This is a genomic window from Paenibacillus sonchi, from assembly GCF_016772475.1.
GTDB lineage: Bacteria > Bacillota > Bacilli > Paenibacillales > Paenibacillaceae > Paenibacillus_AQ > Paenibacillus_AQ sonchi.
On sequence record NZ_CP068595.1, the window covers coordinates 2,532,377 to 2,558,591 of the forward strand.

The following is a 26,215-nucleotide window of genomic DNA, read 5'->3' on the forward strand; positions in this document are numbered from 1 at the left end:
GAACGGAACCTAAAGGCAGCCGATACACAGGGAACACCTGTGTATCGGCTGCCTTTGTGACAGTATAAGAGCGTTATTCTTCTGCGGGTCTTTCAGCCAGCTCCAGAATCTCCCGGCGCAGGCGGAGCATCTTCTGGTCCAGTTCGTCGGCGGCACGTGCTGCTTCCTTTAATTCCTCGGCCACATGTGAAGGGAGCTGCTTGTCGAATTTATAATATAGAATATGCTCCATGCTGGCCCAGAAATCCATTGCAAGCGTGCGCAGCTGGATTTCGGCCTTCACCCAGCGGGTGCCCTCCAGCAGCACCAGCGGCATGGCCACAATAAGATGCAGGCTTTGATAGCCATTGGACTTGGGATGGGCGATGTAATCCTTGATCTCCAGCACCCGTATGTCCTCGCGTGCACACAGATGATCGACCAGACGGTAGATATCCTTCACAAAAGCACAGACGATGCGCATGCCCGCGATATCATGAATGTGCTGCTCCATATTATCCAGTGTGAATTCATGCCCTTTGCGCTCCATCTTATGGAGAATGCTCTTAGGGTCCTTGATCCGTGACTTGATATGCTCGATCGGACTGTAGCCGTCACGCGCCTGCCACTCTGTTTTGAGGATATCAATTTTATTCTCAAGCTCATTCAGCGCATGGCGGTAGAGTGCTGGAAGCGCTGTGAAGTTTTCGATCTGCTTAGCAAATTCCTCGCTCACCTGCCACTTCTGCAAATCCTTGACATGTACCTGCAACTGATTCAGCGTAACCTGTGTACTATCATTTTCTTCCACTGAGACTCTCCCGGTTTTCATTATTTGTGACTGGTTCCTGATTATATTTTAACCCATGAACCGCCCCGGAAGCAAAATAAGCCCCGGGCTCTCCGGCTGTGTACCGGTGAGTCCGGGGCCTGATAATTGATGAAAAGCAGCCCGTGGCTAGTTTTTTACAGAAACATTTTGACGCCCGCCGCGTATTAGCACACATAAAGCTCCAGGCGGCTGCGTAATTATTTGTTGGTAGGCGAGCCTCCATCATAACCTTTATCCTCATAGCCTGTATTGGACAGCTTCGGCAGAACATTCAGCTTCTCAATCAGCTGACGGGTTTCTTCAGAGCCATAGCGGTGCAAATATTGATATAGCCGGATTGTCTGATCGTCAAACTGGTCGATGGCTTCATCATGGTCGGCAGACTTATAGGGTACAAAAGCACGGCGGAAGGCATATTCATCCTCTTTGGCCAAATCCTTGAGGATATCCTCCAGCCCTGTCAGCTCCCCGGGAGTGAGCAGCACCTCATATTCGCCCGAGTCATTGCGCACTTCCTGAATGAGGCCGTGATTCACGGACACGAAATATCGTTTCTTGTCACGCTTTTGCAAGTGAAATCCCTCCATCATCCGGTAAGGTTCGCCACGGTTTATTTTAAAAATATAAGAATTTATATGCTTCACGCAATAAATTACCCTTATATTTCTCGCTGAAACGGTACCGTCCTGTAAAAGGACGATGAAGCCGTTTCTGCTTACTATTATACGTAGAACGACAAATAATGAATCTAATCGAGACATTTGGTATGATAGAAGCACAATTCCGCTTCTGCAAGGAGCGTTAAGGGGTAACTACACTATACTGAGGCTGAGAGTCAGCCCTGTTCTCACTCTGGAGAAGGAGGAACTACAATGAATTTTTTGCAGCGGCTTAAGGACGGTGCCAGCCGGGTAAGTGAAAAAGCACAAAGCTCGGTGGAGATCGGCAAGCTGAATGGCCAAATTTCCGATATCGAACGCGAGATGGAAATTGAATTTATGAAAATGGGCAAGCTTTTCTATGAAGGCTACCGTTCAAGGGATATGTCGGTGGCGGAAGGCAAGATGGTGGAACTCTCGCGGGGCTGCTTCAAGTATCAGGAGCAGATCGACGAGCTGCGGGCACGGATTGCTGAGCTTAAGAATGAACGGCTCTGTGCCTGCGGGCATGTAGTCGCGCTGGATGCAAATTTCTGCCCGCACTGCGGACGCAAGCTGGAGGAGCTCTCCCCGAGAAAAGAAGCAGCGGCAGTGAACGTACATACCGTTCATAAGCATGAAGTGGAAGAGGATGAATTTTACGGCGAGGACGAATTGACCGAGGCAGAAAAAGAACTCGCCATGAGACACGAGCACCGCGCTGTCTATACCGAGGTGCTTCCTGAAGAGGAAGAGCTGCCTCTGGAGAATTATGCCGGAAATGCCCAGGCTGAGGAGCGCAGCCGCCGTGAAGCTGATCAACTGGAGCGGGAACGCGAGCGGCAGCTTGAGCTGGACCGGCGCATCCGGGACTGGAAGGCCAGTGAACCGGAGGAAGCGGCCGTCAATGAGGGCGGCGGTGTGCGCGATATCGTTAAATGCCAGATTTGCCGGGCAGATCTGCCGAAGGGCTCAATGTGGTGTCCGCGCTGCGGTTCGGAGCAAATATAGACAGGAGTCACAGACAGCTTAGGGGGACAACATAGATGGAACAGTTGCTGCTGCATCTGCGCAATTTGGGTTTCACAGAGATGGAATCCAAAATCATGGTCGAGCTGGCCACCAAAGGCCAGGCTTCGGGCTACGAAGTCGCCAAACAGCTCGGAGTATCAAGATCCAACGTATATGCGGCGCTTCAGCGCCTGACCCAGCAAGGATATGTTAGATGCGGTGAAGGGGAACCGGCGCGCTACAGCGTGCTGGACCCGGAGGAGCTGGCGGCAATGATTTCCGGCAGGGTCCAGGCTTCGCTGGCATATATGGAAAGTGAAATGCCCCGCGGCGGACCGGTCAGCCCGTCCTTCTATAATGTGGAAGGCGACCGCAATGTGCTGGGGGCGCTGGTTCGCCAGCTGAATCTGGCCCGGCAGGAAATCGTGGTCGATGTATGGCGGGAGGAGGCCTCGCTGCTGCGCAATGAGCTGGAACAGGCTGAAATACGCGGAGTGAGGCTGCTGTGGGCTTTTGACGGCGGCAATGCGGCGACGGCTCCCTATCCGGCTTGGCCGCCTCTGGGCGGAAAGCTGCCGAGAAGCGGGGGGCGCAAGTTCTCTTTTGTCATTGACCGATGCTGGTGCATGCTGGGTATGCGCTATGAAGATGGAACCGCTCAGGCAGTGGTCACGGAGCATCCGGTGCTGGTGGAGCTTTTGCTGAACCACTTTACGCAGGAAATGGTGCTGTTTGAGCTGGAGGAAGATATGGGGCAGAACTCACCAAGCGTTATGGCGAGCGCTACAGCCGTATTTACAGTAAATATGTGCTGCATGACCGGGCCGGGGAAGAACCGGAGGAACCGGACGAGCAGGCTGCGGGACAACTGCGGTCGGAGGACGCGGCTGATTAGGGACGCCAAAGCGGATCTGATATTAGCTTAGGGAGGTGAAAAGCATGGAGTGTATCGTGCATTTTGAAGTGGATCATACCGAAGGCGTCAAACCGTTGCGCGGCCTGTTGTTTCTGGATGAGGGGCAGACCCCCGGCGAGCAGGAGCTGATCGACATGTTTAAGGACATGAAATTTGCGGTGCGGCTGGATGACCGGGAGAAGCTAGTTTTTAAGCCGGTAAATCCCGGAGAGAACTATTCGCAGATCCGCATTACGGGCTTTGACAGCGGTAAGCCGAACAGTAAAGAGGATCATGAGCTGAAATCGCTGGTTGGCAACCTGCTGCCGCAGAAGCCCGCTGGGCTGTAAGCAAGGGATGCCGGGTCCACGGGATGGGAGAAGGAGGGGCACAGATGGAGTTGTTGAGACACAAGGTAATCAGTGAAGGGATTGTTCTCGGACAGGGCGTGCTCAAGGTGGATTCTTTTCTGAATCACCAGATGGACCCGTTTCTGATGCGTGAGGTTGGCCGCGAGTTTACCCGCCGTTTTGCCGGGGAGGGGGTCACGAAAGTGCTGACCATCGAATCCTCAGGGATTGCCCCCGGCATCATGACCGCGCTGGAGCTGGAAGTGCCGCTGATTTTTGCCCGCAAGCAGAAGTCCCTGACTCTGACAGAGGATATTTTCGTAGAAAAGGTCTATTCGTTTACGAAAAAAGAAAGCAATGAAATTACCGTTTCCAAAAAATTCATTGCACCCGGTGAACGCGTGCTGATCGTGGATGACTTCCTGGCCAACGGCGAGGCAGCCTTCGGGCTGGCCCGGATCGTCGAGCAGGCGGGCGGCACTGTAGCCGGGATCGGCATTGTGATTGAAAAGGCGTTCCAGCCCGGCAACCGGCTGCTCAAGGAAGCCGGATACCGTGTGGAGTCGCTGGTGCGGATTGCTTCGCTGGACGAAGGGGTTATATCCTTTGTCGAGGACGAAGCGGAGCCTGCGGACTGAGGTTATGCAGCGCGTGCACTGCCATATACGGACCCGACTTTTCCCTGTGCAGAAGCCCCGGATCAACGAATACACCATATTACTAAAAAACAAACGAACCTGACCGCCACACTATTGTGGAGATAGGGTTCGTTTTGTTTGCTTAAAGGGATGTGCGGCATGGCTGGCGGTATACGGACGGACGCGGCTGCAAAACGGATGCCAGCCAGAGTGTTTATTCGAGCAATCGGGCACGGATATGTGTTGATCCGGACACCAGCGCGCTTATTTGGGCAATTCAGCCCCGATATGCCCCGATATGCGATGTTACGGACACCGATGCGCTTATTTGCTAGATTAACCGCTGCACCGTCTCCGGGTACGCCGCGCACCCTAGCCGCTCGCGGAGCAGGGCCCGGCTGCGCCCTGCTCACTGGCGAGCGGCGAGAGCACGCGCAGCGCGCCCGGTTCGCAGCGCACGGCCTGCGGCACCGTGCCGAGGCTCTCGCCGTCGCCGATGGCCTGGCGCGGCTCCGCAAAGCGGACGGCTGCGCTGTGTCCGCTCAGCATGGTCACGAAGGGCAGCTGCGTATGCCTGCCCTTCACGACCGTGGGGAGCAGCCGCAGCAGCTGTCCGCGGCTGAGCCCGTGCACGACGCAGACGTCGAGCAGGCCGTCGCCGGCCTTCGCCTGCGGGCAGATCAGGAGCCCGCCGCCGTAGCTGGGCAGGTTGCAGATCGAGACCAGCCAGGCCTTCTCGAAGGCCTGCTCTTTCCCGTCGCAGGTGATGCTCACGCGGCAGGGCTTGAAGGTCATCAGCGTATGCAGAATGCCGATGAGGTAGGCCAGCCGGCCGGCCCCGATAGCGTTGCACAGCCGCTTGTACCGGCTGCGGTTCACATTGACGGCCACCTGGGCGTCAAAACCGCTGGCCACGGCGGTCAGCGTCAGGCCGTCCGCGCCTGACAGCAGGTCCGCTTCCAGGCAGCGGTCCTGCAGCGCGGCGTCCAGCGCGGCCCCGGCTGCCAGCGGGATGCCGAAGCCGCGGGCGGTGTCGTTGCCGGAGCCGGCGGGAATCACCGCCAGCGCCACGCCTCTGCGCCGCAGTGCGCCCAGCACGCTGTGGATCGTCCCGTCGCCGCCGACGACGATGGCGGCGCGCCAGTCCTCGCGCCGGGCCAGCGCGTGCAGCACCTGGGACTCGGCGCTGTCCGCGCTTTGCGTGAACAGCGCTTCGTAAGCGGTGCCTCGGGCCTGAAGCATCGCTTCCACGGCGTGCCAGGTACGCCCTCCGGCGCCTCCGCCGGAGCGGGGATTTATGATCAATAGATACATGTATGTTCCTCCAGCCTGCAGATGGATATGTCCAAATATAAGAATGTAAATGTTCCATGCTATTTATTATCCTTATATTTCTCACTGAAACGGGTACCGTTTCTGCTTGTGATTTCATTGTACGGAGGAACGGGGCAAAAGGGAATCTTTTTAACAGGGCAATAACAACCAGCAAGGTTCCAAAAAGGCCTATTAGCGGCAGGCTACGGCTGGCGGAGCTGTCGTTCAGCGATATCTCCCGCCCAAGGCAGCCTATACCACCTTCCGCCCAGTGCGTGGTAGATCATAAGCAGCCATACGGCGAACGAGCACAGGGAGATAAGGGAGGCGGCCAGTGGGCCCAGCAGCGGAATGAATCCGCACAGCACATGGGCAACCATCAGCGCACCGAAGGCGATCAGCGACTGCAGCGCATGGAAAAGGACGAAACGGCTGCGCTTTTCGAGGGCAAGAAAAACAATCCCGCCAATGAAAGGGAAAAAGTAACAGAGGGCAGCGGCGATATGATCCGGTATTCCGGTGGAGGATCTGATAGGGGACAAGGGCTCACTCTCCTTGGACATGGTGGAAGAAGGCAGATTGCCATTTTTCTGCTTCCCTACAATTCTATGAGTGATAGGTACAAAGTATGTGGTTCCAGGCCTCTAAAGCTAATCAGATTGCCGGGAACCGCCGATGTAACTAATAGGCCCACCCCGGAGGGGACGGAAAGCACCACAAGAGACTTTGGTGAACGGCTGATATTTTTGCCAGTCCTGGGCATTCTAACATTATAAGCAACAGTCCAGCCAGTCCTGAGAATTTCTGCTTTCAGCGAGTGTTCGCCACCCTAACCTGCCTTGGAAGGTAAAATGTATAAAATAATTCACTTCGCACATTTTACATGGAAAGGTGGAACTTGGACGGGAATATGATACAATATAACGATAAGGCCCGAAAGGAGTGATTCAGCAAGTGGCTCTTCGGGTACAAAAGTGTCTAAGGGGTCCCAATGGATAGGACGTCCTTATTCTCAGCCCAAATCACGACGAACCTGCTTCACCGGCGAGACGGAATTCCTTACACCGGAATATTGTATTGGCGGATAATGCAAGCTGCGTATGTGTATGGTTTCTGACACTTGCATTTCAAGGTTACGGCGAACTTTTCATCATGCATTCTCTACAACGGAGCATTCATTTTCAATGTTTTGGGAGGGAACTGATCATGGCAAGTAAAGGTCATAACGAAGTCAAGGAAAGTCTGCGGGAAATGACACGAATTTTCCGGCCCAAAGATCCCAAGAAATTTGTAAAGGAGTACGTCCGGAAGTATCGGATTACGGGAGGCTACGAAGAGGAGCTGACCATGGTCGTGGAGCATGAGCTGGTGAGAATGAACTCATCCGTCTCCTAAACAACAGACAGGAACCGGTGCTTGCTGATTTTTGGAAAAACATCAATCTGAGTAATTACATCCATGAGGATTCTCATAAACCGTGCCCGGGCAGCTTGCTGCCGGAATCGGTTTTTTTTGTTTGTCTGCTTGCCCCAGAACAGCCAGTCCCTTCAAAATAGTCAAATGAATTAATATACACAATTAGATATGTATGCGTTTTATTCATTATAGCAGACTTTCTGGTATTTTTGAAAGCGTTCTTAAATCCAGTAAAGACAAGACTTTATACTTCCAAAAAACAATTGTGAATTTGTTGTGAACGATTGACAAAACACCCCTTCAAACTTATATTAATAGTGATTGTTATAATTGACAGGATAATACTCTAATCTACGAAATCGGGAAAAGCGGGGTAGATCAATGATGAAAACGTGGCAGGCTGGAAAGCGGCTTCTTCCCATGACCGCAGCACTTGGACTCATACTTGCCGGATGCGGGCGGGAGGACCTGTCGGTGCTTCGTCCTCAAGGACCGGCGGCGGAAAGCTCGTTCGATCTGATGAAGCTGTCGATCACTATCATGATTGTTGTACTGCTGATCGTCTTTTCCATTGCAGCCTATGTCCTGGTCCGTTTCCGGCGCAAACCGGATCAGAGAGAGATGCCCGAGCAGGTGGAGGGCAGCTTCAAGCTGGAAGTGCTCTGGACGATCATTCCGCTGATACTGGTAGTTGTGCTGGCAGTTCCCACGGTTAAGGCCGTGTTTGCTGCCGGGGATGATCACTCGAACGACAAAAATGCAATTAAGGTTAAAGTGACAGGACACCAGTACTGGTGGGAATTCGAGTATACCGACTACGGAGTAACGACTGCGCAGGATCTGGTGATCCCTGCCGGGAAGGATATCGCTTTTGAGCTGAGTACGAAGGATGTGCTGCATTCCTTCTGGGTCCCTTCGCTTTCCGGAAAAATGGATACCAACCCTGATGGAACAACGAACCGGTTCAGTTTCAGTGCGCCCAATGAAGGCGTTTACCGGGGCAAATGCGCAGAGCTCTGCGGACCCTCCCATGGCTTTATGGAGTTCAAGGTGAAATCCGTCAGCGAAGCGGCGTTTGAGAAATGGGTCAACTCTATGAAGGCTCCGGCTGTGCTGCCGGAAGATCCGGCTCTGGCCGAGAAATTCAAATCCCAGTGCCTCACCTGCCATGCCGCAGGGGATATGCCGGATTTGTCGAGTGCGCCCAATCTGACCGGAATCGGCTCGCGGGAGTCCGTGGCCGGGATCTTGCTGAACGACGATACAGGGGTGGACGGAGCGCCGGTACTGGAGAATCTTAAGACCTGGCTGCATGATACCGCAGGCGTGAAACCCGGTAACAAGATGCCTGATCCTAAGAAAGATATGGGCTTAAGTGATGAAGAAATAGATGGAATTGCCGAGTTTTTGGCCGGCTACACGCTGGACTAGAGCTTACATTCTGCATTGGAAGCAGCTATATTCGAAAAGGGGGTACGAACCTTGGCTCAAGCAGCGCAGTCCCTGAATCCATCACCGCCTTTGAGGCATGGCCACAGCGTGAAACGCCATACCGGACTGATGGACTGGATTACCACCGTCGATCATAAAAAGATAGCGATTTTGTACCTGTGGGCCGGAGGCTTGTTTTTTGGCATCGGGGGACTTGAGGCCATTCTGATCCGTATCCAGCTGATCAAGCCGATGAATACCTTTCTGGATGCCCAGACCTTCAACGAACTGATCACCATGCACGGCACAACCATGATTTTTCTTGGCGTCATGCCGGTGATCTTCGCACTGATGAACGCGGTAATTCCGCTGCAGATCGGTGCGCGCGATGTCGCCTTTCCGTTTCTGAATGCGCTGGGCTTTTGGACCTTCCTGTTCGGCGGGGTTCTGCTCAACCTCAGCTGGATCATGGGCGGTGCGCCAGATGCCGGCTGGACCTCGTATACTCCGTTGTCCACTACCCAGTACAGCGGCACACATGGGGTGGATTTCTACACCATCGGGCTGCAGATTGCCGGTCTCGGGACGCTGATCGGGGGCATTAACTTTCTGGCTACCATCATTACGATGCGTGCGCCGGGCATGTCCTTTATGCGGATGCCGATGTTCGTCTGGGCCAGCTTCATTACTTCTGCGATTATTTTGTTTGCTTTTCCCGCTATTACAGTCGGGCTGGTGCTGCTTACATTCGACCGGATTCTCGAAGCTAATTTCTTCGATACCTCGGCAGGCGGAAACTCGGTGCTCTGGCAGCATATCTTCTGGATCTTCGGTCATCCCGAAGTATACATTCTGATCCTCCCGGCCTTTGGCATCATCTCGGAGGTCATCCCGACCTTCGCGCGCAAGCGCCTGTTCGGCTACAGCTCCATGGTATTTGCCACGATCCTGATCGCTTTTCTGGGCTTCATGGTCTGGGCGCATCATATGTTCACCACCGGCCTGGGCCCGGTAGCGAACGCCCTGTTCTCGGTATCGACCATGCTGATTGCCGTACCAACCGGGATCAAAATTTTCAACTGGCTGTTCACCATGTGGGGCGGTCAGGTGCGGTTTACTACCCCCAACCTGTTCGCGGTCGGCTTTATTCCCACTTTTACGATGGGGGGCGTCACCGGGGTCATGCTGGCCTCAGCGCCTGCCGATTTTCAGTTTCATGATACGTATTTTGTTGTTGCGCATTTCCATTATGTCATTGTCGGCGGTCTGGTGCTCGGCCTGTTTGCCGGGCTGCATTACTGGTGGCCGAAGATGTTCGGGCGGATGCTGAACGAAACCTTGGGCAAATGGACCTTCTGGACCTTTATAATCGGCTTCCATCTCACCTTCTTCGTGCAGCATTTCCTGGGACTGATGGGGATGCAGCGCCGCGTATTCACCTATCTGCCGAACCAGCAGTTTGACCTGCTGAATCTCATTAGTACGATCGGGGCGGGATTGATGGGTGTGGGGATGCTTATTTTCCTCACAAATATTTTCCTGACTTCACGAAAGCCGGCAGACGCGCCAGATGATCCTTGGGAAGACGGCCGCACGCTGGAGTGGACGATTTCCTCGCCGCCGCCGGAATACAATTTCAAACAGACTCCGCTGGTGCGCGGGCTGGATGCCTTCTGGAAGGAAAAAACCTCGGGCCATAAAACTATGACTCCTGCAGAGCCGGTCGGTCCGATTCATATGCCATCGGCAACGATATTGCCGTTCCTGATGTCAGTCGGCATCTTTATTGCCGGCCTGGGCTTCATGTTCAGCCGTGATGACTTCGGGAATGCGTTCATGGGCTTTATGTTCAATAATTATCTTGTTACAGCCATCGGGCTGGTGATTACCTTCGGGTCGATGCTGCTGCGGTCGCTCTATGATGATCACGGCTGGCATATCGAGCCTGAAGAGCTGGAAGGACGGTGAGCGGACATGACAACGGCACATGCCGAAGGTGCGGCGGGTAATCTTCCGCACGAACCTGAAAAAGCAACCCTGGAGGGACGCAACAAGGTGCTGGCCTTTTGGCTGTTCCTGGGCGGGGAGTCGGTACTGTTCGGAACCCTGTTCGCCACCTTCCTGGCACTGCGGAACCAGACCAATGAAGGCCCGTCGGCGAATGATCTGTTCCATCTGCCGCTGGTGGCGGCTGCAACCTTCCTCCTGCTGGTCAGCAGTCTGACCAGTGTGTTCGCCATTCAGGCCATGCACAGGGGAAAGGTGACGGTACTTCGCAACTGGCTGCTGGTTACGGTATTTCTGGGACTATGCTTTCTGGTGCTGGAAATCTATGAATTCAGCGTATATGTAAGACATGAGGAGTTCGGCATGACCACCAGCGCCTTCAGCTCGGCGTTCTACACACTGGTTGGCTTTCACGGCGCGCATGTGGCTTTTGGCATCCTCTGGATTTCCGTGTTGATCGGGCAGCTTGCGCGCAAGGGGCTTACGGTCGTAACCGCGCCCAAAATTTATGTTTCCGCCATGTACTGGCATTTTATTGATGTGGTATGGGTCTTTATCTTTACCGTCGTATACCTGCTCGGAAAGGTGGGGTAACCATGGCGACTGAACAGCATTCCGCTTCGAGCGGCGCGGTGAAGCACCGCCACCGGCAGGAAGGGCCGCAGCGGCATATTGTGGTATTTGCCTTCTCTGTCGTTTTGACGCTGATTGCCTTTGCGGCTGTAGCCGCCGGGGGTGTCAATGCCACATTTGCCGTGATCCTGCTGCTGGTGATGGCAGTGCTTCAGGTATTCCTGCAAATGGGCTTTTGGATGCATCTCAAGGACAAAGGGCACCTGCTGCCCATAATATTTATGCTGGGCGGCTTTTTTATCGCTGGAACCTGCATTGTGATGGCGCTCTACTGGGTATGGTGGGATTAGCGGTTGCATAGGGGCGGCGGCGATGCCGCCTTTTTTGCATGAGGAGAGCGGCTTGCTGCTAAATGGTATAATGGGAGCAGTATGCGGGCAGGGGGCTCTATACAGGGGGTTAACAAACTAAATTGTTGGGGAACCGAGGGGTTAGTGGGAAGAGTAAGTGGAAAAAGTCCACTTAATTTCCGCGTTTCAGTCGAAAACCGAGTATTAGTGGGAAAAAGTAAACTTATTTTTGCTGAAAACTGCGGATGGACGCGGTTTTGGCTGAATTAGTGGTACAAATTCCACTTAGCAGTCTCAGCAGCGGGTTTGCAATAAGATTAGTGGTACAAATTCCACTTAGCAGTCGCAGCTTGAGGAAAAGGCTGCGCCCCGCAGCAACCCGCGCCAGGTCACGCCCCTCGCGCTGCAGCGCCCGCGCCAGCCCGCGCCGCAGCGCCCTCGCCAGAGGCCCGCACCAGCCCGCGCCCCCGCGCCGCAGCGCCCGCGCCCCCCGCGCAGCAGCGCCCGCACCAGTCGCGCCCCCCCGCGCCGCAGCGCCCGCGCCAGTCCGCGCCCCGCGCGGCACCGCCAACCCCGGGCTCCGCCCAGCCGGCGACTTTATTACGCGATCGGGCCCCGCCCTTTCAATCATCCCGTGCAAGGAGGCTTGGGTATCATGCTGGGATTATCCTACTTTAGCTTTGCAGAGCTGTGGAGCCCGCTGTTTCTGGCAGTCATGCTGCTGCTCACAGCTGGTTATTTTGTGCTGATCGGCCCGCTTTCCGGACGTTTCCAGGGCTCATCCCGGGTTCCGCTGTGGCGGAGGTTTTCGTTCATCTTCGGCATGCTGGCGCTGTATCTGGCCCAAGGCGGGCCGCTGAGTTTGCTGGGGCATATTTTATTCTCTTTTCATATGGCAAGTATGGCCTTCTCCTACCTGGTTGCGGTCCCGCTGATTATGCTGGGCATTCCTGACTGGTGCTGGCGAGCCCTGTTGAAGGGATTGCTCCGCCCGCTGCGGCGTGTATCTTTTCTGGCTCAGCCGGTAGTGGCGGCGCTGCTGTTCAACGGATTATTTTCGCTCTATCATATCCCGGTGATCCATGATTATGTCATGCTGCATTTTGCGGTGCACCGGCTGTACTACGCTGTGCTGTTCCTGACCTCCGCGCTGATGTGGTGGAATCTGATTAACCCGCTGCCGGAGCTGCGCAGCATAAACGGACTGGGCCAGATCGGGTTTATTTTCCTGAACATGGTGCTGCTCACGCCGGCCTGCGGGCTTATTATTTTTGCGGGGGAGCCGCTCTATGCCACTTACAGTAATCCGCAGACCTGGGCGCGGGCGATGGGGTACTGTGTGTCCGGGAGTCCTGCGGAGCTGCTGCAGGCTTTTGGCGGGCCGGCGTTCTTCGGCTGGCTCTCACCCAAGGTGGATCAGCAGGTGGGCGGGATCGCCATGAAGTTCATCCAGGAATTTATTTTTGCCTCGATGCTTGCTTATGTGTTCTATCATTGGTATAAAAAAGAGAACGGGCAAGACGATGCGGAAGTTTCCGCGCCTTCTTCTGAGCTGGAGGAGCGTGTTTTGACCCGGGTATAGCCGGTAGAACACCGAGGAGGATAATCATGGATATTTTCACTGTGTTTCCAACAATCAGCACATCTTTCATCGTGATCAGTGCGGTGCTGGTGGCTATTGGCTGGAGACTGATCATCAAGGGCAAACGCGAGGCGCACAAGAAGACAATGATTGCTGCCGCTGTCGCTGCCGTGCTGTTTTTCATCGTATATATGTCAAGAACGGTGTTTGTAGGCAATACTTCGTGGGGCGGTCCTGAGGATCTGTCGCTGCTGTATCACATTTTTCTGATTTTCCATATCGTGCTGGCAACGGTGGCAGCCGTATTCGGGATTACCACGCTGACCCTCGGCTTCAAGGCCAAATACGCCAAGCACCGGAAATGGGGCAGAGTGACGTCTGTGATCTGGTTCATAACAGCTATTACAGGAGTTGCGGTGTATGTGCTGCTGTACATATTTTATCCGGGAGGACATACGAAGCCGGTGTGGGAAGTTATTTTGGGTGCCTGATCCAAGCCTGATTGCTGTGTTATAAAAAAGACCTGTGAGACCTGTGTTCCGCTTGGGAGCGCTCAGTTCCACGGGTCTTTTTGTGCTGAAGGCTTCCTGTGCCCTGTCAGAACTGTATGCTGAAGCCGTTAAACGTATGAAGGCCTGTGCCGAATTTGACCAGACCGTTCCTGCGCAGCAGTTGCACCGCATGCTTCACCTCGCTCAGAATTTGTGGATGGAGACCCAGTGTGTTGTGCGATCCGTAAATCCGCTGTACCCCATCAATCTCCGCAATCCTCTCTAAAGACGCGACTAAATCCACAGGGCTGGTGGACGGGTAAAAAGCATAGACCGGAGTTCCGTCATACAGCAGATCACCGGTGAACAAATAGCCGTTCAACTGATCCCAGAAGACAAGATGCCCCGGAGAATGGCCGGGGGTATGATACACAGCTAACGCTCTGCCGCCCAGTTCAACGGTGTCTCCGTCCCGCAATAACCCTGCGGGCTCACCCTGAAAGGGCCGGTAGGTCTGCGGATCAAAGCCCTCCGGCACAGGCTGGCTGATATCTCTGCCGATATCCCGGCGGACCTGTTCAAGTGATAAGCCCTTAATGCCATGGACAAGCCAATCCAGATCTCCCTCATGCACAAAAATCCGCTCGTATTCCCCATGGCTGCCGATATGGTCAGTATGTACATGTGTGGTCAGCACATCGATCGGCAGATTCGTTAACTGATCTGTGATAGTCCGGATATTCCCGATTCCCAGCCCGGTATCAATCAGCGCCGCCCGCTCCTGACCCAGCAGGAGGAAGGAATGGACCTTCTCCCAGTGTCCATACTCACTGATGGCGAAGGTGGTCTCATCGATTTGTTGTACGGTAAACCAGGGATCATTGATCATATGAACCTCCAGTGCTTGTAAGTTATGGCTTCAATAGCAGTGAAGCTGTTGCTTTTATTAGCGTAGCATAAGGGCAAGGGTTCCCCAAGTCCCGGTTAGATTCCCGATTAAAGGTCTTAACTTTTTGGTTGACACTGGAAATCACAGGTCATATACTGTGTATATAGATATACACAGTAAGCACACAGAAAAGCACACAGAAAAGCACACTATGTTTTAGACCATAAAGTGAGGTTACAGTTCATGACAACTATAAAAGATGCCTGGGTTATTGTCCGGAGCGATTTCCGGGCCGATAAGCTGAAGCTGCTGAGGGCGCTGATTTTTGCGGTTCTATTTACGGTCTATATGTCGATATTTAGCGAAATGATTATCGGCGATGTTCTGGAGTCTGGGGACGGTAAGGTACTGGCAGATTTCCTGCTGATCTCAATGACGCCAATGCTTGGCTTCACCTTCTCCCGGCGTACAATGAAGTATTTAAGTGAGGACTCGTATACCCGGATGCTTGCTTATATGCGCAGTCTCCCGGTCCCGGCTGCTGTGGTGCTGTGCAAAAGAAAGCTGCACGCGGTGTTCTCCTTCACCCTGAACGGTGTACTCTACTTCGGCCTCATTTATGCAATGAGCGGACAGCTCCGAAGCGAATTGTCTATTCCTGCCTATCTTGCTTTTGCACTAACCTGGGTTGGGTTCGCACTTGTGCTGACCGGGCTGTACATTTTTATTGAATTAATGGTTAGTGGTAAAACGTATTGCTGGCTTCTCCTGCTTATTACGCTCCTATGCCTTGGCGTGGCGCTGCTGGTAGGGAAGGCGGGAGGGAATCTGTTCCTTTACAGCATCCGGTATGCGAAGGAATGGGGCCTCGCTTCCCCGCTGATGTGGGCGACTCTGCTGCTTGGCACTGTATCCGTGCAGTTGTTCTCCAAATGGACCATCTACCGGCTGAAGAGCCGTGATCTCGTATGAAGGGGCTGAATAGCAAGGAAGCGCTCCGGCTTACCGGAGTGTGGAAGGCGGGTGTGAATCATGTGGATACCGATACAAATTAATGAAAACAGCGCCGAGCCGCTGTACCACCAGATCGAAACCCAGCTTAAATCGCTGATAATCAGCGGAGTGATCACTGAGGGGACACTCCTTCCATCCATCCGGGAATTTGCCGGCGATCTGAAATGCAGTGTGATCACTGTGCGCCGTGTCTATCAGGATCTGGAGAACGAGGGGCTGCTGCGGACCAGGCAGGGTACAGGCACCTTTGTATCCCATGTAGGCGAAGGGGCGATGGAGGGGTACAAGAAAGAGGCAATCCGCAAGGCGCTGGAAAATGCAGTGGATGTCGGTCTGTCGGTACAATGCTCGGAAGCGGAGCTGACGGAGCTATTCACGGCAATTGTGAAGCACAAATATGGAACACAGACTTGAAAGGAGGCGTCAATCCATGGTACAGCAGGCCATAGAACTGCGTAATGTAAGCAAAAAGCGGCGGCAGGGCAAGACCATAGGCCCCCTGAATCTAAATCTCCCGCAGGGCTATATTACCGCACTGGTGGGCCAGAATGGCTCCGGCAAAAGCACAATGCTGCATATGCTCCTGCAGCTGACCTTCCCCGATGAGGGCGAAATCCGCTGGTTCGAGCATTCCTATGCGGACGGGCTGCCGCTTGCGCTTCGCCAGCGCATTGCCTACGTGCCGGAAAACCCGCAGGCCGAGGAGAAATACTGGAGTGCCGCAGAGGCTGCCGAATTCCGGCGCCACTGGTACCCGGCTTGGGATCAGGATTTCTTCGAAGCGCTGCTGGCAAAGTTTGAAGTGCCGGAGGATGCCAAGCTGGGTAAAATGTCCAAGGGCGAGCGCCGCAAGTTCGAGATTGCCGCCGCGCTGGCGGCCCGTCCACAGCTGCTGCTGCTGGATGAGCCATCCTCAGGGCTGGACCCTTTTGCCTGGAAGGCGATGATCGAGACTCTGCGCAAATATATGGATGAGTCCGGCGCTACAGTGGTGATTTCGACCCATATTGTGGAGGAGGTGCGGCGGCTCGCGGATTATATTGTGCTGATGCATCACGGGCAGCTGCTCGGAATGGCCGAGAAGGACAGCTTGTTTGGCTCGTGGAGCGAGATTTGGGTCCAGGTGGAGAATGAGGAAGAACTGGGGGAGCTTGCACAAGAGCTGCCGGGAGCCTTGCATTTTGCCATAGAGACACCGGGAGTTGCCTCATTTATTACCCCGCAAACACAGCAGAATGAGAAACGTGTCCAGGATTTGGGCGTAAAGGTTATCAAGAGCCGGATTTTGGAGCTGGATGAAATCCTGAGCTTATGGACACAAGGGCACCGCCCGGTACTGATTGACCAGGAGAGAGGAGACTAGAAGAATGGAAGCTTTGAAGCTGGAACAAGTTATGAAGCAGTATGGAGACAAAACCGCAGTAAATGGAATCAGCCTGAAGGTGGAGCCAGGAGAGATTTATGGACTGCTCGGTGCCAATGGCGCCGGCAAAACAACGACCATGCGTATGGTGCTGGGACTGATCTATCCCGATGGAGGGAAGATTCTTTATAACGGTAAGCCGTTCAGCGATGAGCTGCAGCATATGATGGGATATCTCCCGGAGGAACGGGGGCTGTACCCGAAGGTTAAGGTCAGCGACCAGATTATCTATCTGGCCCGGCTGCGCGGCATGTCAGCCGGTGATGCGGAGAAGAGCCTCCGCTTCTGGCTGGAACGTTTTGACGTTCCGGAGTATTACAACAAGAAGATCGAAGAGCTCTCCAAGGGCAACCAGCAGAAGATGGGCTTTATCGCCGCGGTTGTCCATAAGCCGCAAATCCTGATCCTGGACGAGGCGTTCAGTGGTCTGGACCCCGTCAACGTGGAGCTGCTTAAGGATACCGTAAAAGAACTGCGTGACCAGGGCACGAGCATTCTGTTTTCCACCCACCGGATGGAGCATGTGGAAGAGCTATGCCGCAATATTACGATTCTCGACCGTTCCAATACGGTCGTACAAGGCGACATTCGTGAGATTAAGAAGGGGTATCCGCGTGAAGAAGTCGCGCTCAGGACGGCCGGCGAATTGAGCGGCCTGGATAAAATTCCAGGGGTGAGCGCGGTGCAGAAGCAGGAGCGGGGGTATCTGCTCTCCATCAGCGAGATCGGTGCAGCGCAGCGTATCCTGCAACACGCGATGGCAGCCGGTGAGGTTGAACATTTTGAAATCAAGGAACCAACCTTGAACCAAATCTTTATCAGAGCGGTGGGTGAATCTAATGAATAAAATGGGGACAATTATCAGCTTTACCTTCAAAAACAAAGTAAGAACCAAATCCTTCCTGATTACAACCTTGATTCTGATTTTGCTGATCAGCATCGGCATGAATATTCCATACTTCATCAAGGTGTTCCAGGGGGATGATGGAGCCAAAGACACGCAGATCGGTGTTGTGGCTGAACAGGGGAACCGTGCCGCTGAGCTCCTGCTGGCGTATGCGCCGCCTGCGGCTGCAGATGCAGATGAAGATACGGACACCGTAGCTTTTACGGCCTTTGCCTCGGCGGATGACGCTGCCCTGAAGCAGGGACTGGATGACGATAAAATTGAAGGCTACCTTACCTTTGATGCCAAAGGCAGTGAAGGCGTCCCTCCGGTCACCTATCACAGCAAGGACGGAGAGCTGGATAAAGACCTGAAGACTTACCTCCAGGGTGCGCTGCAGCAGATCAATACACAGCTGATTGCCGGCGATAAGCTGACTCAGGAGCAGGTAGCGGCAATGTTTGCGCCGGTATCCATCGGCACCCAGCAGCTCAGTACAGATGGAAAGGACGGCGCAGCAACGGATGAATCGAAGCCGGCCATCAATTATGTTATCGTCTATGTGCTTCTGATCCTGTTCTTTATGTCGATTACCATGACCGGGAATATGATTTCGGCAGAAGTAACCTCGGAGAAAAGCTCCCGCATCATGGAGATTCTGATTACCAGCGCTTCGCCGCTAACGCAAATGTTCGGCAAGGTCATCGGGATCTTCCTGGTCGGCCTGATGCAAATTGCCATTATCTCGGCAAGTATCGCCGTCAATCTGATGCTTCCGCACAATGCCAGCATATTGACTGATTTTGATCTGGATCTTGGACAATTGAATTATGGCATCCTGGTATATGGTTTCATCCTTTATGTGCTGGGCTACTTCCTGTATGCCTTAATGTATGCAGCTGTAGGCTCCATTGTAAGCCGCACTGAGGACCTGGGCCAGGCATTGATGCCGGTAATGATGTGTACCTTTGTAGCCTTCTACATTCCGTTGTTCAGCATCTCAGCTCCGGACACTATGCTGATCAAGGTGGCAAGCTTTGTGCCTATTACCTCACCGCTCAGCATGGTGCTGCGGATTGGGGTAGGGGAGGTTGCCTTCTGGGAAATTGCCGTCTCGCTTGTGATCCTGCTGGCAACCACATTTGGACTGGGCTGGCTCGCAGCCAAGATCTACCGGACCGGGGTCCTGATGTACGGCAAACGCCCAAGCATTAAGGAGATCAGAAAAGCGATGAAGGCTTATAAGATTTAAGGGAAGCAATTACAAACAGCTCCGATGAATCACTTTTCTGCATCGGGGCTGTTTGTATTGTTAAGAGAAAATAAACTTAAAGATATAGCTTGTTAATAGAATCCCCAGAGGCGAATGTCGACAGCCTTAAAGGGATTTTTTTGTTGTATAGGAAATTATACAATGTCAAAAAATGCAGAGATCTTGGAAACCTTCGAGGATATAAGCGATGCAGGAGGATGGGGCTCAATCCGCGGACTGAGGCGGACAAAGGAGCCCTTATTTTGCCAAAAATCTTGCTTTTTCAGCGGATACGGACTTAGGAGCCGTTATATCGTTCGATGGAGCCTGGAATAAAGGGAAAAGGGGCAAATAAAGGCATCTCAGTCCGAAGTCCTGCGGAATAGCCGAATCTTCTCTGAATAAAGGCTTTCCTGTCCGTAACGGGGGGGTTAACCCTCGAAAATCCTGCACGGAATACAACAAAGTGTGCCTTAAGCAGGCCGAATGGGTGGACATCTTGTACGATTTACAACAATCTGTGTCCTAATTACGCTAAACGGACAAAAATCTTGTGAATTGTACAACAATGTGAGCGTGTCTTTACCAAATGGACGAAAATCCTGCATGTTATACAACAATGCGGATTTCGTAACCTTCAGGACCCTTATTTACCCGCTGGGGTGATTTTGTTCAAATATAATTTATATGCTTCGGTTCTAAATTACTTCTATTTCCCGCTGAAAAGGGTGCCATCCTTATAAGGCAGCGTAGCCGTTTTATTCTGGTGCTTTCCTGTTCTTTTGACCTTTTATGACAAAATATACTATATGCAATCATATGAAATATGTTACTTATTTACTATTTACATAAAATTTAGTTAAAGTTATCCTATTAATAGGAAAAAATTAACATTTTAGAAATTACAACTTGGTTTCGATATGCTTAAGGAGGGATGAAAGAACAATAAGTGTACCAATGTATATGTATGTATCTCATCCTGGTCGGCTCAAGACTCTGTTGTAAAAAATTGAAATTAGAGGAGCGAGAACTGTGAAAGTAATGAAAAAACTATTTGCTGGATTGATGATGTTTACTCTGATTTTTGGTGTATCCTTTGTGGGATCGGCATTTGCCAGCGGTGATGAGGTTAAGCTTATTGACTCGGATCTCAGTGTTATGTATAAAAATGGATATGTCGGATTCAGCGGAAATATTGACGTTGCTAATCTGGGACCTGTGAAAAATGTCACTGTTCATTACACCACGGATGACACAAATTGGTATGATACGGCTGCGTCTTATGTAGGGCCGGCGGATGTAAACCGTGAGAAATGGCATTTTGGCATTTCCAGAACAGATAGTTCAAAAGATCATTTAGAGTTGAAGGATCCGAAATTCATAAAATTCGCAATTAAATACGAAGTGAATAACCAGATCTATTGGGATAACAACGGGGGGCGAATTATTACAATGAAGTCAATAGTTCATATCCACTGAGCTCCGTGATTTTGGGAGCACCAAATGTGCTTAACGACAAAAGTACTCTAAGCAATGGTGAATTTAGTGGATACATCTTTGTGAAAAACCTGAATCCGACGAAAACAGTAAAAGTAGTGTACACAACAGACAACTGGGCAACGACTCATGAGGTATTCGCTGCTTACGGTGGCATCGTGAATAACTTCAATAGTGTTGAATTTTGGAAATACAGTATCAATGTTCCGGGTGCCACAAATGTTAAATATGCGATTTCGTATACAACTGGCGGGCAAACGTATTGGGATAATAACTATGGCCATAATTACGAGGTCAACTAATTCATTTTAAAGTGCAGTTAATAGAGGATCACAGGCGGCTTATTCCGCTTTGTGATCCTTTTCTCTGTGGGGGACCGTTTCCAATAGAAGTCATTCCGGTAACATCGGTTCATGGTTTTTCTCTTGTATTAATTCAAGGAATTCCAAAGTGATCATAGAAACAGCATCTTCTGCAGGCAGATGGATGAATCTACTAACTTTGAGGATATCCTCTTTGAATAAGTTCACCAGCTGCAATGTGGCCGCCGGGTCTTTCCTTTTCGCTGCTTGAAGCAGAGTTAAAAATTCGCGGTCTGAGATAATATTTGAATCATTTTCTTTTTCCATTTGTTCACCGCCTGTTGACTGAGATGAAGTTCCTTTGCAACCTCGTTTTCGGTCATGTCCTGCAGATAAAGCTTGCTGATAATGGTACTTCCCTGGGATGGAAGCTGGCTTAGAAGGTCTTGAATCCATATTTTTGTATCGGAAGTGACCGTGAAATTATGATCGATTGTGCAATTATCAAAGAGAGGGAGCTCCCGTGCACGGACCTTTCTTGCTTTGTATTGGATTCTCCAGCCAATCCGGTAAATCTCCCTTTTGTATTCTTCGTAGGCGCTCACAACTGATTCTCCTTTACCATTGTTTATGTATAGGGAAAATTTAGAAGTTAAAAAACAACCAAAATAGGAACATTTGTTCCTATTACAATACCATAATCTGGTTTACTATTGTATGACAAACTACAACTTCACCTATCGGGTGGAGGGGAAAGCTGGAAAGCGCTGATTAGCAAACTCTCAAGAGACAGCCGCTAAGCTGGTTCTGGCGAAAAAATGCCGTATAGTGTACCTTAGTAATAAGGAGTGGTTCAGTTCATGAAAAAAAGACAAACACCCTTGCTGGCAGCGGCTTCGATTCTGCTGATTATTATCAGCAGCCTAATCAAACCGGAGAGCTCAATGTGGCTGGGGGCGCTGCAGACGGTATTGCTTGGCGTTGGAATATTAGGCTGCTGCATGGCGTTCCTGAGATTCGCCAAAGGCGGCAAAGGCAAGAAGGGTTGAGAATGGAATAGAAAGCCGCGGCAGGCTGCCGCGGCTTTTTTGACGTAACAATAGGAACAAGATTGCGGGGAGAAGTACGGATGCTGTACGGCCCTCTCTTTTTTGTTATCTATTAACTAAAGTGTAGGGTAATTTTGCCAATGAGAGGATATGACATTATAATAAATAGGAATATGCAATATATTGTAAAGGGGAATATAAATTGGGCCATCCTGTGTACGGTAAAAAGGTTACGCTGTCAAAAAATGCTGAAAAGATATCAAGCCCGCTCTGGGTGCTGATTATCGGTATTATTCTATTTCTCATATGGACCCCATTTCAAGTGGGGTTATTTAACGGTCTGCGTGCGGATTATGAGAAGCCGCTTTATATCTCAGTTATAATTTGCAGTCTGATGCTCATTGTCTGGGCAGGCATCTACTACAAAAAATTTAAGCTGGAGGATCAGCGGGATCTGCTTGCTCTGGCTGTGCTCTTGCTTCCGCTGACTTACTTCCTGTCGCTTTTTGTAGCTGCTTCACACTACATGGCCATCAATATGCTCCTAATTCAAAGCATGTATGCGGCTTTGTTTATTGTAGGCCTCTATCTTTTGAGACAAAAACAAGTGAATACGCTCATACAAACCGCCATAATGACCGTAGCTTACCTAATCGTTTGGTTTGGCCTGCTGAACTGGTTGGGCGCCTGGAATGTGGCTGGAGAAGCGGTTGGCTGGTTCTCTAATACTGTTGCCGGATCAGGGAAGTACCTGGATGCGGTAATGACTGACTCGAATGGTCTGCGTCTAACCTCGGTATTTCAATATGCGAATACATATGCCGGCTTCCTGATGGCGTTCCTGTTCGTTGCGGTGTTTGCTCTGATACGGTCCCCCAAATGGTACGGTACAGTCATTCACAGTTTTATGCTGGTGCCGGTTATCGTGTCGCTCCTACTGACCCTATCGCGGGGCGGCCTGGTCCTGCTGCCGGCTGTATTTGTCCTGCTGCTTCTTTTTCAAAAGCCTTCGCGGCAGATTCTGTGGATCATCCATCTCCTTGTGGCTGCCCTTGCGTCGCTGGCTGTAATTGGTAAGGTAACAGCTATCGGCAAACGCCTGGCGGCGGTTCCGGATGCTTCTGCGGCAGCAGAGGGCTGGTCCTGGCTGCTTATTGCTTGTGCTGTAACCGCAGCTATAAGCTGGGCCGTGCAGCACTTTGCGGCTCCCCGGCTGGAGAAGCGCTTAGAGGGCTGGTCCACCCGTAAGCTGGCTAATCTGTGGCTGCCCATCGGAGCAACAGCGGTGGTAGTTATTGCAGCGTGGCTTCTGATTGGCACAAGCGCACGCAGTATTTTGCCGGCCAATATCGAGACCCGCCTGGAGAACATCAACTTTGAGCAGCACAGTGTGCTGGAGCGGATCACTTTTTACCGCGATGCTTTTAAGGTGGCGAAGGATTATCCGGTGCTTGGGGCAGGCGGGGGCGGATGGGCCGCCCTGTATGAGAAATACCAGAACAACCCGTATGTCAGCCGTCAGGCGCACAACTTCTTTTTGCAGTATTTGATCGAGGTCGGAATATTGGGCTTTGTCGTGTTCATGGGCTTTATCCTGTTCGTATTCTACAAATATACCAAAGGATACATCAAACGGGCGGGGACGGATGATTACGATAACGGCTTCTTTTATCTGATTATTGCGCTTTCGATTCTGGTACACAGTATCCTGGACTTTAATATGAGTTATGCTTTCATGGGAATCCTTGTATTCATCGCCCTGGGCGGAATGGCGGCTTCAATGGAGGCCAAACCTCTCGCCGCCGGGTGGAATTCGTCTGTACTGCGGTTCGGTTATCTGGCTGTGGCCTGCGCGGCCGCATTGGCAGTCTTTATCGTGTCACTGCGCAGCATCAGTTCCACCAACGCGTTCGCCGAAGCAAAGGCCGTTGCCCAATACAGCACCTCTTATGAAGAGATTAAGGCTCCGCTGATGAAGTCGTTGAAGATCCGGCCTTCACATCCCGAATCAGTGATCCTGCTGTCCGTGCTTGATAACCAGGTATACAGCCAGACGAAAAATGAGCAATTTGCCGCAGAATCTCTTTCCGTGCTGCAGCGCGGTCTAAAAGATGAGCCGAACAACAAGCAGATGCTCCTGCAGCAAATCGCCCTGTATGATCTCCAGGGCAAGAGCGAGAGCGCGTATGCCGTATACCGCGATAATCTGAACAAATATATCTGGGATATTGACTGGTACGAGCCGCTGATCACCCGGGCATCCGGTTTGGGTGTCCAAGCTCTTCTCCAACAGGACAAGGCTAAGCAACAGGAGTACTTCCAGACCGCCCTTACCACTTACCAGGATGTTGCAGATGGTGTTGCCTTCTTGAAAACATTGCCTCCCGGACAGCTTCAGGGCCGGCCCTTCTCGGTCACGCCGCTGATTGCGCTGAGCGCAGGCAAGGTTAAGCAGATAACAGGGGATACAGAGACGGCTCTGACCTTCATCCAGACGGGCTTCACGGGCGGTTACGCCGATCTGGCGGGCCGGGGTGATCTGTGGAGCACTGGATGGTACAATGACTTAATCGTCCGGTCTTTCGAACTGGGACAACCCATTTATACGGAATGGCTGAATCTGTTAAACACTCCGGGCGTTGACAGTACAGTCGTCGATCAGGTCGCAGCCAATGCAAAGGCGAACTTTAATACGGGAATTGAGGCTTATAACCAGGTTATGAGAGAAGCAAACAATCAGGCCACTGCCTTTTCTTCTGCCGCAATCTTAGCACTTGGTAAAATGCAGTTCCTCACTGGAAATGTCCAGGGTGCAGTTACCACATTGAAAGGCGGACTCAGCGAAGATTATTCGGATGCGGTTAACCGGGAGATGGCACGCTGGTATTTAGCCGGGTTAAAAAAACTGAACAGCTCTGAGGATCAGGATGTGTATAATAAGCTAATTGCCGCCGATGCCCAAGAGGCGGGTATGATCGAGCAAATTGCCGGAATGAAGCCATTATCATAAGGTGCAGTCCGTCATAGCCGGCCAGTTTATCCAGCGGATAAACTGGCTGTTGGCATTGCGGCTTCATGTGCAGCCAGCTGCTCGCGCATCTGCCGGATCTGCGCCTTGAGCTCAGGCAGGTTCTTCTCGAGGATCAGACCGATGTCCGCCAGAGACAGGCGCAGGCCATACCGGAGCGCATGTACAAGCTGGTCCTCCCAGGACAGGCAGGCCGAAATACGGGGCTTGCAGCCTTGGGCAATCAGGGAGCAATGACGGATGCATTCACGGTAGCACTGAAGGGAGAAGCTCTGCGCGTCACAGCCTGTACGCAGATACGGCTCATAAAGCTCCGTGAAGCTCTTCACAGCAGCTTCCTCTGCTTCGGCCCCCTGCCCCAGCAGCAGCCTGCTGAGCGTATAGATATTCCCGCTGTACTTCTCGATATACTCTGCAAATCCGGCTGTTGAAGCCGACGTGCGCGATAAGGGGTCGGGCATGTTCTCACGGTCCTTTCTGAATAAAAAACTATAGAATAGAATAATAAGCGATAGATTTGTTAATCAGCTCCGCCGGGTCCGGCTCTGGCCAGGTCCGCTGGAGCTGCAGTGTCCGTGAAGGTCTATAGTACATTCTTCCCGCACTTGAGCTACCTCCGGCAGCCAACACGGAGTGAAAATAAGAGTCTGTCTGACCCTGCATATCAATGAATTTCCCTTGTTGAAGCTTTGCTTTTAGATGCAGTAGTGCACTCAGTACCAGATCCCGCTGAGTCCGCCTCCACTGGGGGCCTAAGCGGTATACAATTCGGATCGCCTCCTCAAGGCGGCAGCGGCGGATGCTGCGCAGGAAGCCGCTCCATTGGATCAGATCAACCCGCTTATCTTCCCATAGCAGTCCCTGTGACCAGCTATGCCCTCCCTGGCAGGTCAGCTTCAGGAGGCCGTAGCGGCAATTTCCGGCCTGCTCCGGCCCGGGGCTTGCGGGCCAAGGTGTATCGAATACCCATATTTCTATACGCAACAGCCGTCGTGATTCCATTCCCGTTTTCCTCCTAATCATTGATCTCCACACAAAAAGCCGCAGCAGAGGAGGACCTCTGCTGCGGCTTTGGGTACAGGTTCAAATAAACCTGGCGCATAAGCGTGGCGGATCAAGTTCTCTCTCTATACGCTTACGGGGTTAGCTGTCGGATTCGGACGGTGAGAGTCGCCCTGCCTAGTGAGACTGCATTGGTGCGGTCCCCTTCGGATTCACCCCAAGTAGGCTTATCGCCTGGTGGTTCCCCCGTTTCCCGCATGGCGGGAATTCAGCGTTGATTGGTTTTCATGAATAAGTTCAAAACGAATCATACTCTTTCATGCAGTTCTTTGTAAAAAGGAAAAAGGAAGATGCGGCGTAAATTAA

General features: G+C 52.1%; 28 protein-coding genes, 1 pseudogene and 1 riboswitch. Of the genes and pseudogenes, 20 read left to right on the forward strand and 9 right to left on the reverse strand.

Annotated elements, in window-relative coordinates:
* Positions 1 to 73: 73 nt before the first annotated feature.
* On the reverse strand, positions 74 to 790 hold the full coding sequence (locus JI735_RS11600) for a GTP pyrophosphokinase (RefSeq protein WP_202677402.1): 717 nt from the start codon (positions 788 to 790) through the stop codon (positions 74 to 76).
* A 218-nt stretch (positions 791 to 1,008) separates the two neighbouring features.
* Positions 1,009 to 1,383, reverse strand: a complete 375-nt coding sequence (locus JI735_RS11605) for a hypothetical protein (RefSeq protein WP_233181487.1) — start codon at positions 1,381 to 1,383, stop codon at positions 1,009 to 1,011.
* Positions 1,384 to 1,683: 300 nt separating this feature from the next.
* On the opposite strand from JI735_RS11605, the gene JI735_RS11610 reads away from it, so the two are divergent.
* The 4 genes and pseudogenes from JI735_RS11610 (at position 1,684) to JI735_RS11625 (ending at position 4,343) form a co-directional block, all read left to right on the forward strand.
* The gene (locus tag JI735_RS11610; protein WP_039835615.1) at positions 1,684 to 2,460 is read left to right on the forward strand and encodes a zinc ribbon domain-containing protein; all 777 of its coding nucleotides are present in this window, start codon (positions 1,684 to 1,686) and stop codon (positions 2,458 to 2,460) included.
* 35 nt (positions 2,461 to 2,495) lie between these two features.
* Positions 2,496 to 3,355: pseudogene (locus tag JI735_RS11615) on the forward strand (TrmB family transcriptional regulator).
* Between the two features lie 44 nt (positions 3,356 to 3,399).
* Entirely contained in the window at positions 3,400 to 3,705 is a 306-nt protein-coding gene (locus tag JI735_RS11620; RefSeq protein WP_039835616.1) for a hypothetical protein, read from the forward strand.
* A 44-nt stretch (positions 3,706 to 3,749) separates the two neighbouring features.
* Complete coding sequence (locus tag JI735_RS11625; protein WP_039835617.1) at positions 3,750 to 4,343, forward strand: xanthine phosphoribosyltransferase; 594 nt, start codon at positions 3,750 to 3,752, stop codon at positions 4,341 to 4,343.
* Between the two features lie 372 nt (positions 4,344 to 4,715).
* On the opposite strand, the gene JI735_RS11630 is transcribed toward JI735_RS11625, so the two are convergent.
* Positions 4,716 to 5,657 carry a diacylglycerol/lipid kinase family protein gene (locus JI735_RS11630; protein WP_202677403.1) on the reverse strand — a complete coding sequence of 314 codons (942 nt, stop codon included), beginning with the start codon at positions 5,655 to 5,657 and terminating at the stop codon, positions 4,716 to 4,718.
* 203 nt (positions 5,658 to 5,860) lie between these two features.
* Positions 5,861 to 6,199: a DUF4870 domain-containing protein gene (locus JI735_RS11635; RefSeq protein ID WP_202677404.1), complete on the reverse strand. Its 339-nt coding sequence runs from the start codon at positions 6,197 to 6,199 to the stop codon at positions 5,861 to 5,863.
* A 664-nt stretch (positions 6,200 to 6,863) separates the two neighbouring features.
* On the opposite strand from JI735_RS11635, the gene JI735_RS11640 reads away from it, so the two are divergent.
* The 7 genes from JI735_RS11640 (at position 6,864) to JI735_RS11670 (ending at position 13,507) form a co-directional block, all read left to right on the forward strand.
* Complete coding sequence (locus JI735_RS11640; protein ID WP_019913840.1) at positions 6,864 to 7,052, forward strand: hypothetical protein; 189 nt, start codon at positions 6,864 to 6,866, stop codon at positions 7,050 to 7,052.
* Between the two features lie 402 nt (positions 7,053 to 7,454).
* Entirely contained in the window at positions 7,455 to 8,504 is a 1,050-nt protein-coding gene (coxB, locus tag JI735_RS11645; protein ID WP_039835716.1) for a cytochrome c oxidase subunit II, read from the forward strand.
* Positions 8,505 to 8,633: 129 nt separating this feature from the next.
* Positions 8,634 to 10,472, forward strand: coding sequence for a cytochrome c oxidase subunit I (ctaD, locus tag JI735_RS11650; RefSeq protein ID WP_051051826.1), 1,839 nt, complete (start codon positions 8,634 to 8,636; stop codon positions 10,470 to 10,472).
* 6 nt (positions 10,473 to 10,478) lie between these two features.
* Positions 10,479 to 11,105, forward strand: a complete 627-nt coding sequence (locus JI735_RS11655; RefSeq protein ID WP_039835717.1) for a cytochrome (ubi)quinol oxidase subunit III — start codon at positions 10,479 to 10,481, stop codon at positions 11,103 to 11,105.
* A gap of 2 nt (positions 11,106 to 11,107) precedes the next feature.
* Positions 11,108 to 11,434, forward strand: coding sequence for a cytochrome C oxidase subunit IV family protein (locus JI735_RS11660; RefSeq protein ID WP_020427301.1), 327 nt, complete (start codon positions 11,108 to 11,110; stop codon positions 11,432 to 11,434).
* A 655-nt stretch (positions 11,435 to 12,089) separates the two neighbouring features.
* Positions 12,090 to 13,016, forward strand: a complete 927-nt coding sequence (gene ctaG, locus JI735_RS11665; RefSeq protein WP_039833121.1) for a cytochrome c oxidase assembly factor CtaG — start codon at positions 12,090 to 12,092, stop codon at positions 13,014 to 13,016.
* Positions 13,017 to 13,042: 26 nt separating this feature from the next.
* A complete protein-coding gene (locus tag JI735_RS11670) occupies positions 13,043 to 13,507 on the forward strand; it encodes a DUF420 domain-containing protein (protein ID WP_039833122.1) in 465 nt (154 codons plus the stop codon).
* A 106-nt stretch (positions 13,508 to 13,613) separates the two neighbouring features.
* Here JI735_RS11670 and JI735_RS11675 read toward each other — a convergent pair whose 3' ends face one another.
* Positions 13,614 to 14,396 carry an MBL fold metallo-hydrolase gene (locus JI735_RS11675; protein WP_039833123.1) on the reverse strand — a complete coding sequence of 261 codons (783 nt, stop codon included), beginning with the start codon at positions 14,394 to 14,396 and terminating at the stop codon, positions 13,614 to 13,616.
* Between the two features lie 243 nt (positions 14,397 to 14,639).
* Here JI735_RS11675 and JI735_RS11680 point away from each other — a divergent pair, with 243 nt between their 5' ends.
* From JI735_RS11680 to JI735_RS11710, 7 genes are all read left to right on the forward strand, one after another.
* The gene (locus JI735_RS11680; RefSeq protein WP_039833124.1) at positions 14,640 to 15,368 is read left to right on the forward strand and encodes a hypothetical protein; all 729 of its coding nucleotides are present in this window, start codon (positions 14,640 to 14,642) and stop codon (positions 15,366 to 15,368) included.
* Between the two features lie 60 nt (positions 15,369 to 15,428).
* Positions 15,429 to 15,824 carry a GntR family transcriptional regulator gene (locus JI735_RS11685; protein ID WP_039833125.1) on the forward strand — a complete coding sequence of 132 codons (396 nt, stop codon included), beginning with the start codon at positions 15,429 to 15,431 and terminating at the stop codon, positions 15,822 to 15,824.
* 16 nt (positions 15,825 to 15,840) lie between these two features.
* Positions 15,841 to 16,773 carry an ABC transporter ATP-binding protein gene (locus JI735_RS11690; RefSeq protein WP_039833126.1) on the forward strand — a complete coding sequence of 311 codons (933 nt, stop codon included), beginning with the start codon at positions 15,841 to 15,843 and terminating at the stop codon, positions 16,771 to 16,773.
* A 4-nt stretch (positions 16,774 to 16,777) separates the two neighbouring features.
* Positions 16,778 to 17,680, forward strand: a complete 903-nt coding sequence (locus JI735_RS11695) for an ABC transporter ATP-binding protein (RefSeq protein WP_039833127.1) — start codon at positions 16,778 to 16,780, stop codon at positions 17,678 to 17,680.
* Positions 17,673 to 18,971: an ABC transporter permease gene (locus JI735_RS11700; RefSeq protein ID WP_039833128.1), complete on the forward strand. Its 1,299-nt coding sequence runs from the start codon at positions 17,673 to 17,675 to the stop codon at positions 18,969 to 18,971. Before JI735_RS11695 ends, JI735_RS11700 begins: the two co-directional genes overlap by 8 nt.
* Positions 18,972 to 20,012: 1,041 nt before the next feature.
* Entirely contained in the window at positions 20,013 to 20,450 is a 438-nt protein-coding gene (locus JI735_RS11705) for a CBM21 domain-containing protein (protein WP_233476465.1), read from the forward strand.
* 26 nt (positions 20,451 to 20,476) lie between these two features.
* Positions 20,477 to 20,770 (forward strand): carbohydrate-binding protein, encoded by a 294-nt coding sequence (locus JI735_RS11710; protein WP_202677406.1) that lies wholly within the window; start codon positions 20,477 to 20,479, stop codon positions 20,768 to 20,770.
* A gap of 90 nt (positions 20,771 to 20,860) precedes the next feature.
* Here the strand turns inward: JI735_RS11710 and JI735_RS11715 are convergent, their stop codons facing one another.
* Positions 20,861 to 21,097: a hypothetical protein gene (locus JI735_RS11715; protein ID WP_039833374.1), complete on the reverse strand. Its 237-nt coding sequence runs from the start codon at positions 21,095 to 21,097 to the stop codon at positions 20,861 to 20,863.
* A complete protein-coding gene (locus JI735_RS11720; protein WP_039833375.1) occupies positions 21,049 to 21,375 on the reverse strand; it encodes a sigma factor-like helix-turn-helix DNA-binding protein in 327 nt (108 codons plus the stop codon). Before JI735_RS11720 ends, JI735_RS11715 begins: the two co-directional genes overlap by 49 nt.
* A gap of 255 nt (positions 21,376 to 21,630) precedes the next feature.
* Here JI735_RS11720 and JI735_RS11725 point away from each other — a divergent pair, with 255 nt between their 5' ends.
* Together JI735_RS11725 and JI735_RS11730 are read left to right on the forward strand one after the other, a co-directional pair.
* Complete coding sequence (locus JI735_RS11725) at positions 21,631 to 21,819, forward strand: hypothetical protein (RefSeq protein WP_020431254.1); 189 nt, start codon at positions 21,631 to 21,633, stop codon at positions 21,817 to 21,819.
* 202 nt (positions 21,820 to 22,021) lie between these two features.
* Positions 22,022 to 24,829: an O-antigen ligase family protein gene (locus tag JI735_RS11730; protein ID WP_202677407.1), complete on the forward strand. Its 2,808-nt coding sequence runs from the start codon at positions 22,022 to 22,024 to the stop codon at positions 24,827 to 24,829.
* A 26-nt stretch (positions 24,830 to 24,855) separates the two neighbouring features.
* Here JI735_RS11730 and JI735_RS11735 read toward each other — a convergent pair whose 3' ends face one another.
* On the reverse strand, positions 24,856 to 25,308 hold the full coding sequence (locus tag JI735_RS11735; protein ID WP_039833379.1) for a hypothetical protein: 453 nt from the start codon (positions 25,306 to 25,308) through the stop codon (positions 24,856 to 24,858).
* A 28-nt stretch (positions 25,309 to 25,336) separates the two neighbouring features.
* Positions 25,337 to 25,849 carry a hypothetical protein gene (locus tag JI735_RS11740; RefSeq protein WP_202677408.1) on the reverse strand — a complete coding sequence of 171 codons (513 nt, stop codon included), beginning with the start codon at positions 25,847 to 25,849 and terminating at the stop codon, positions 25,337 to 25,339.
* Positions 25,850 to 25,963: 114 nt separating this feature from the next.
* Positions 25,964 to 26,133: riboswitch (cyclic di-AMP (ydaO/yuaA leader) on the reverse strand.
* Between the last annotated feature and the right edge of the window lie 82 nt (positions 26,134 to 26,215).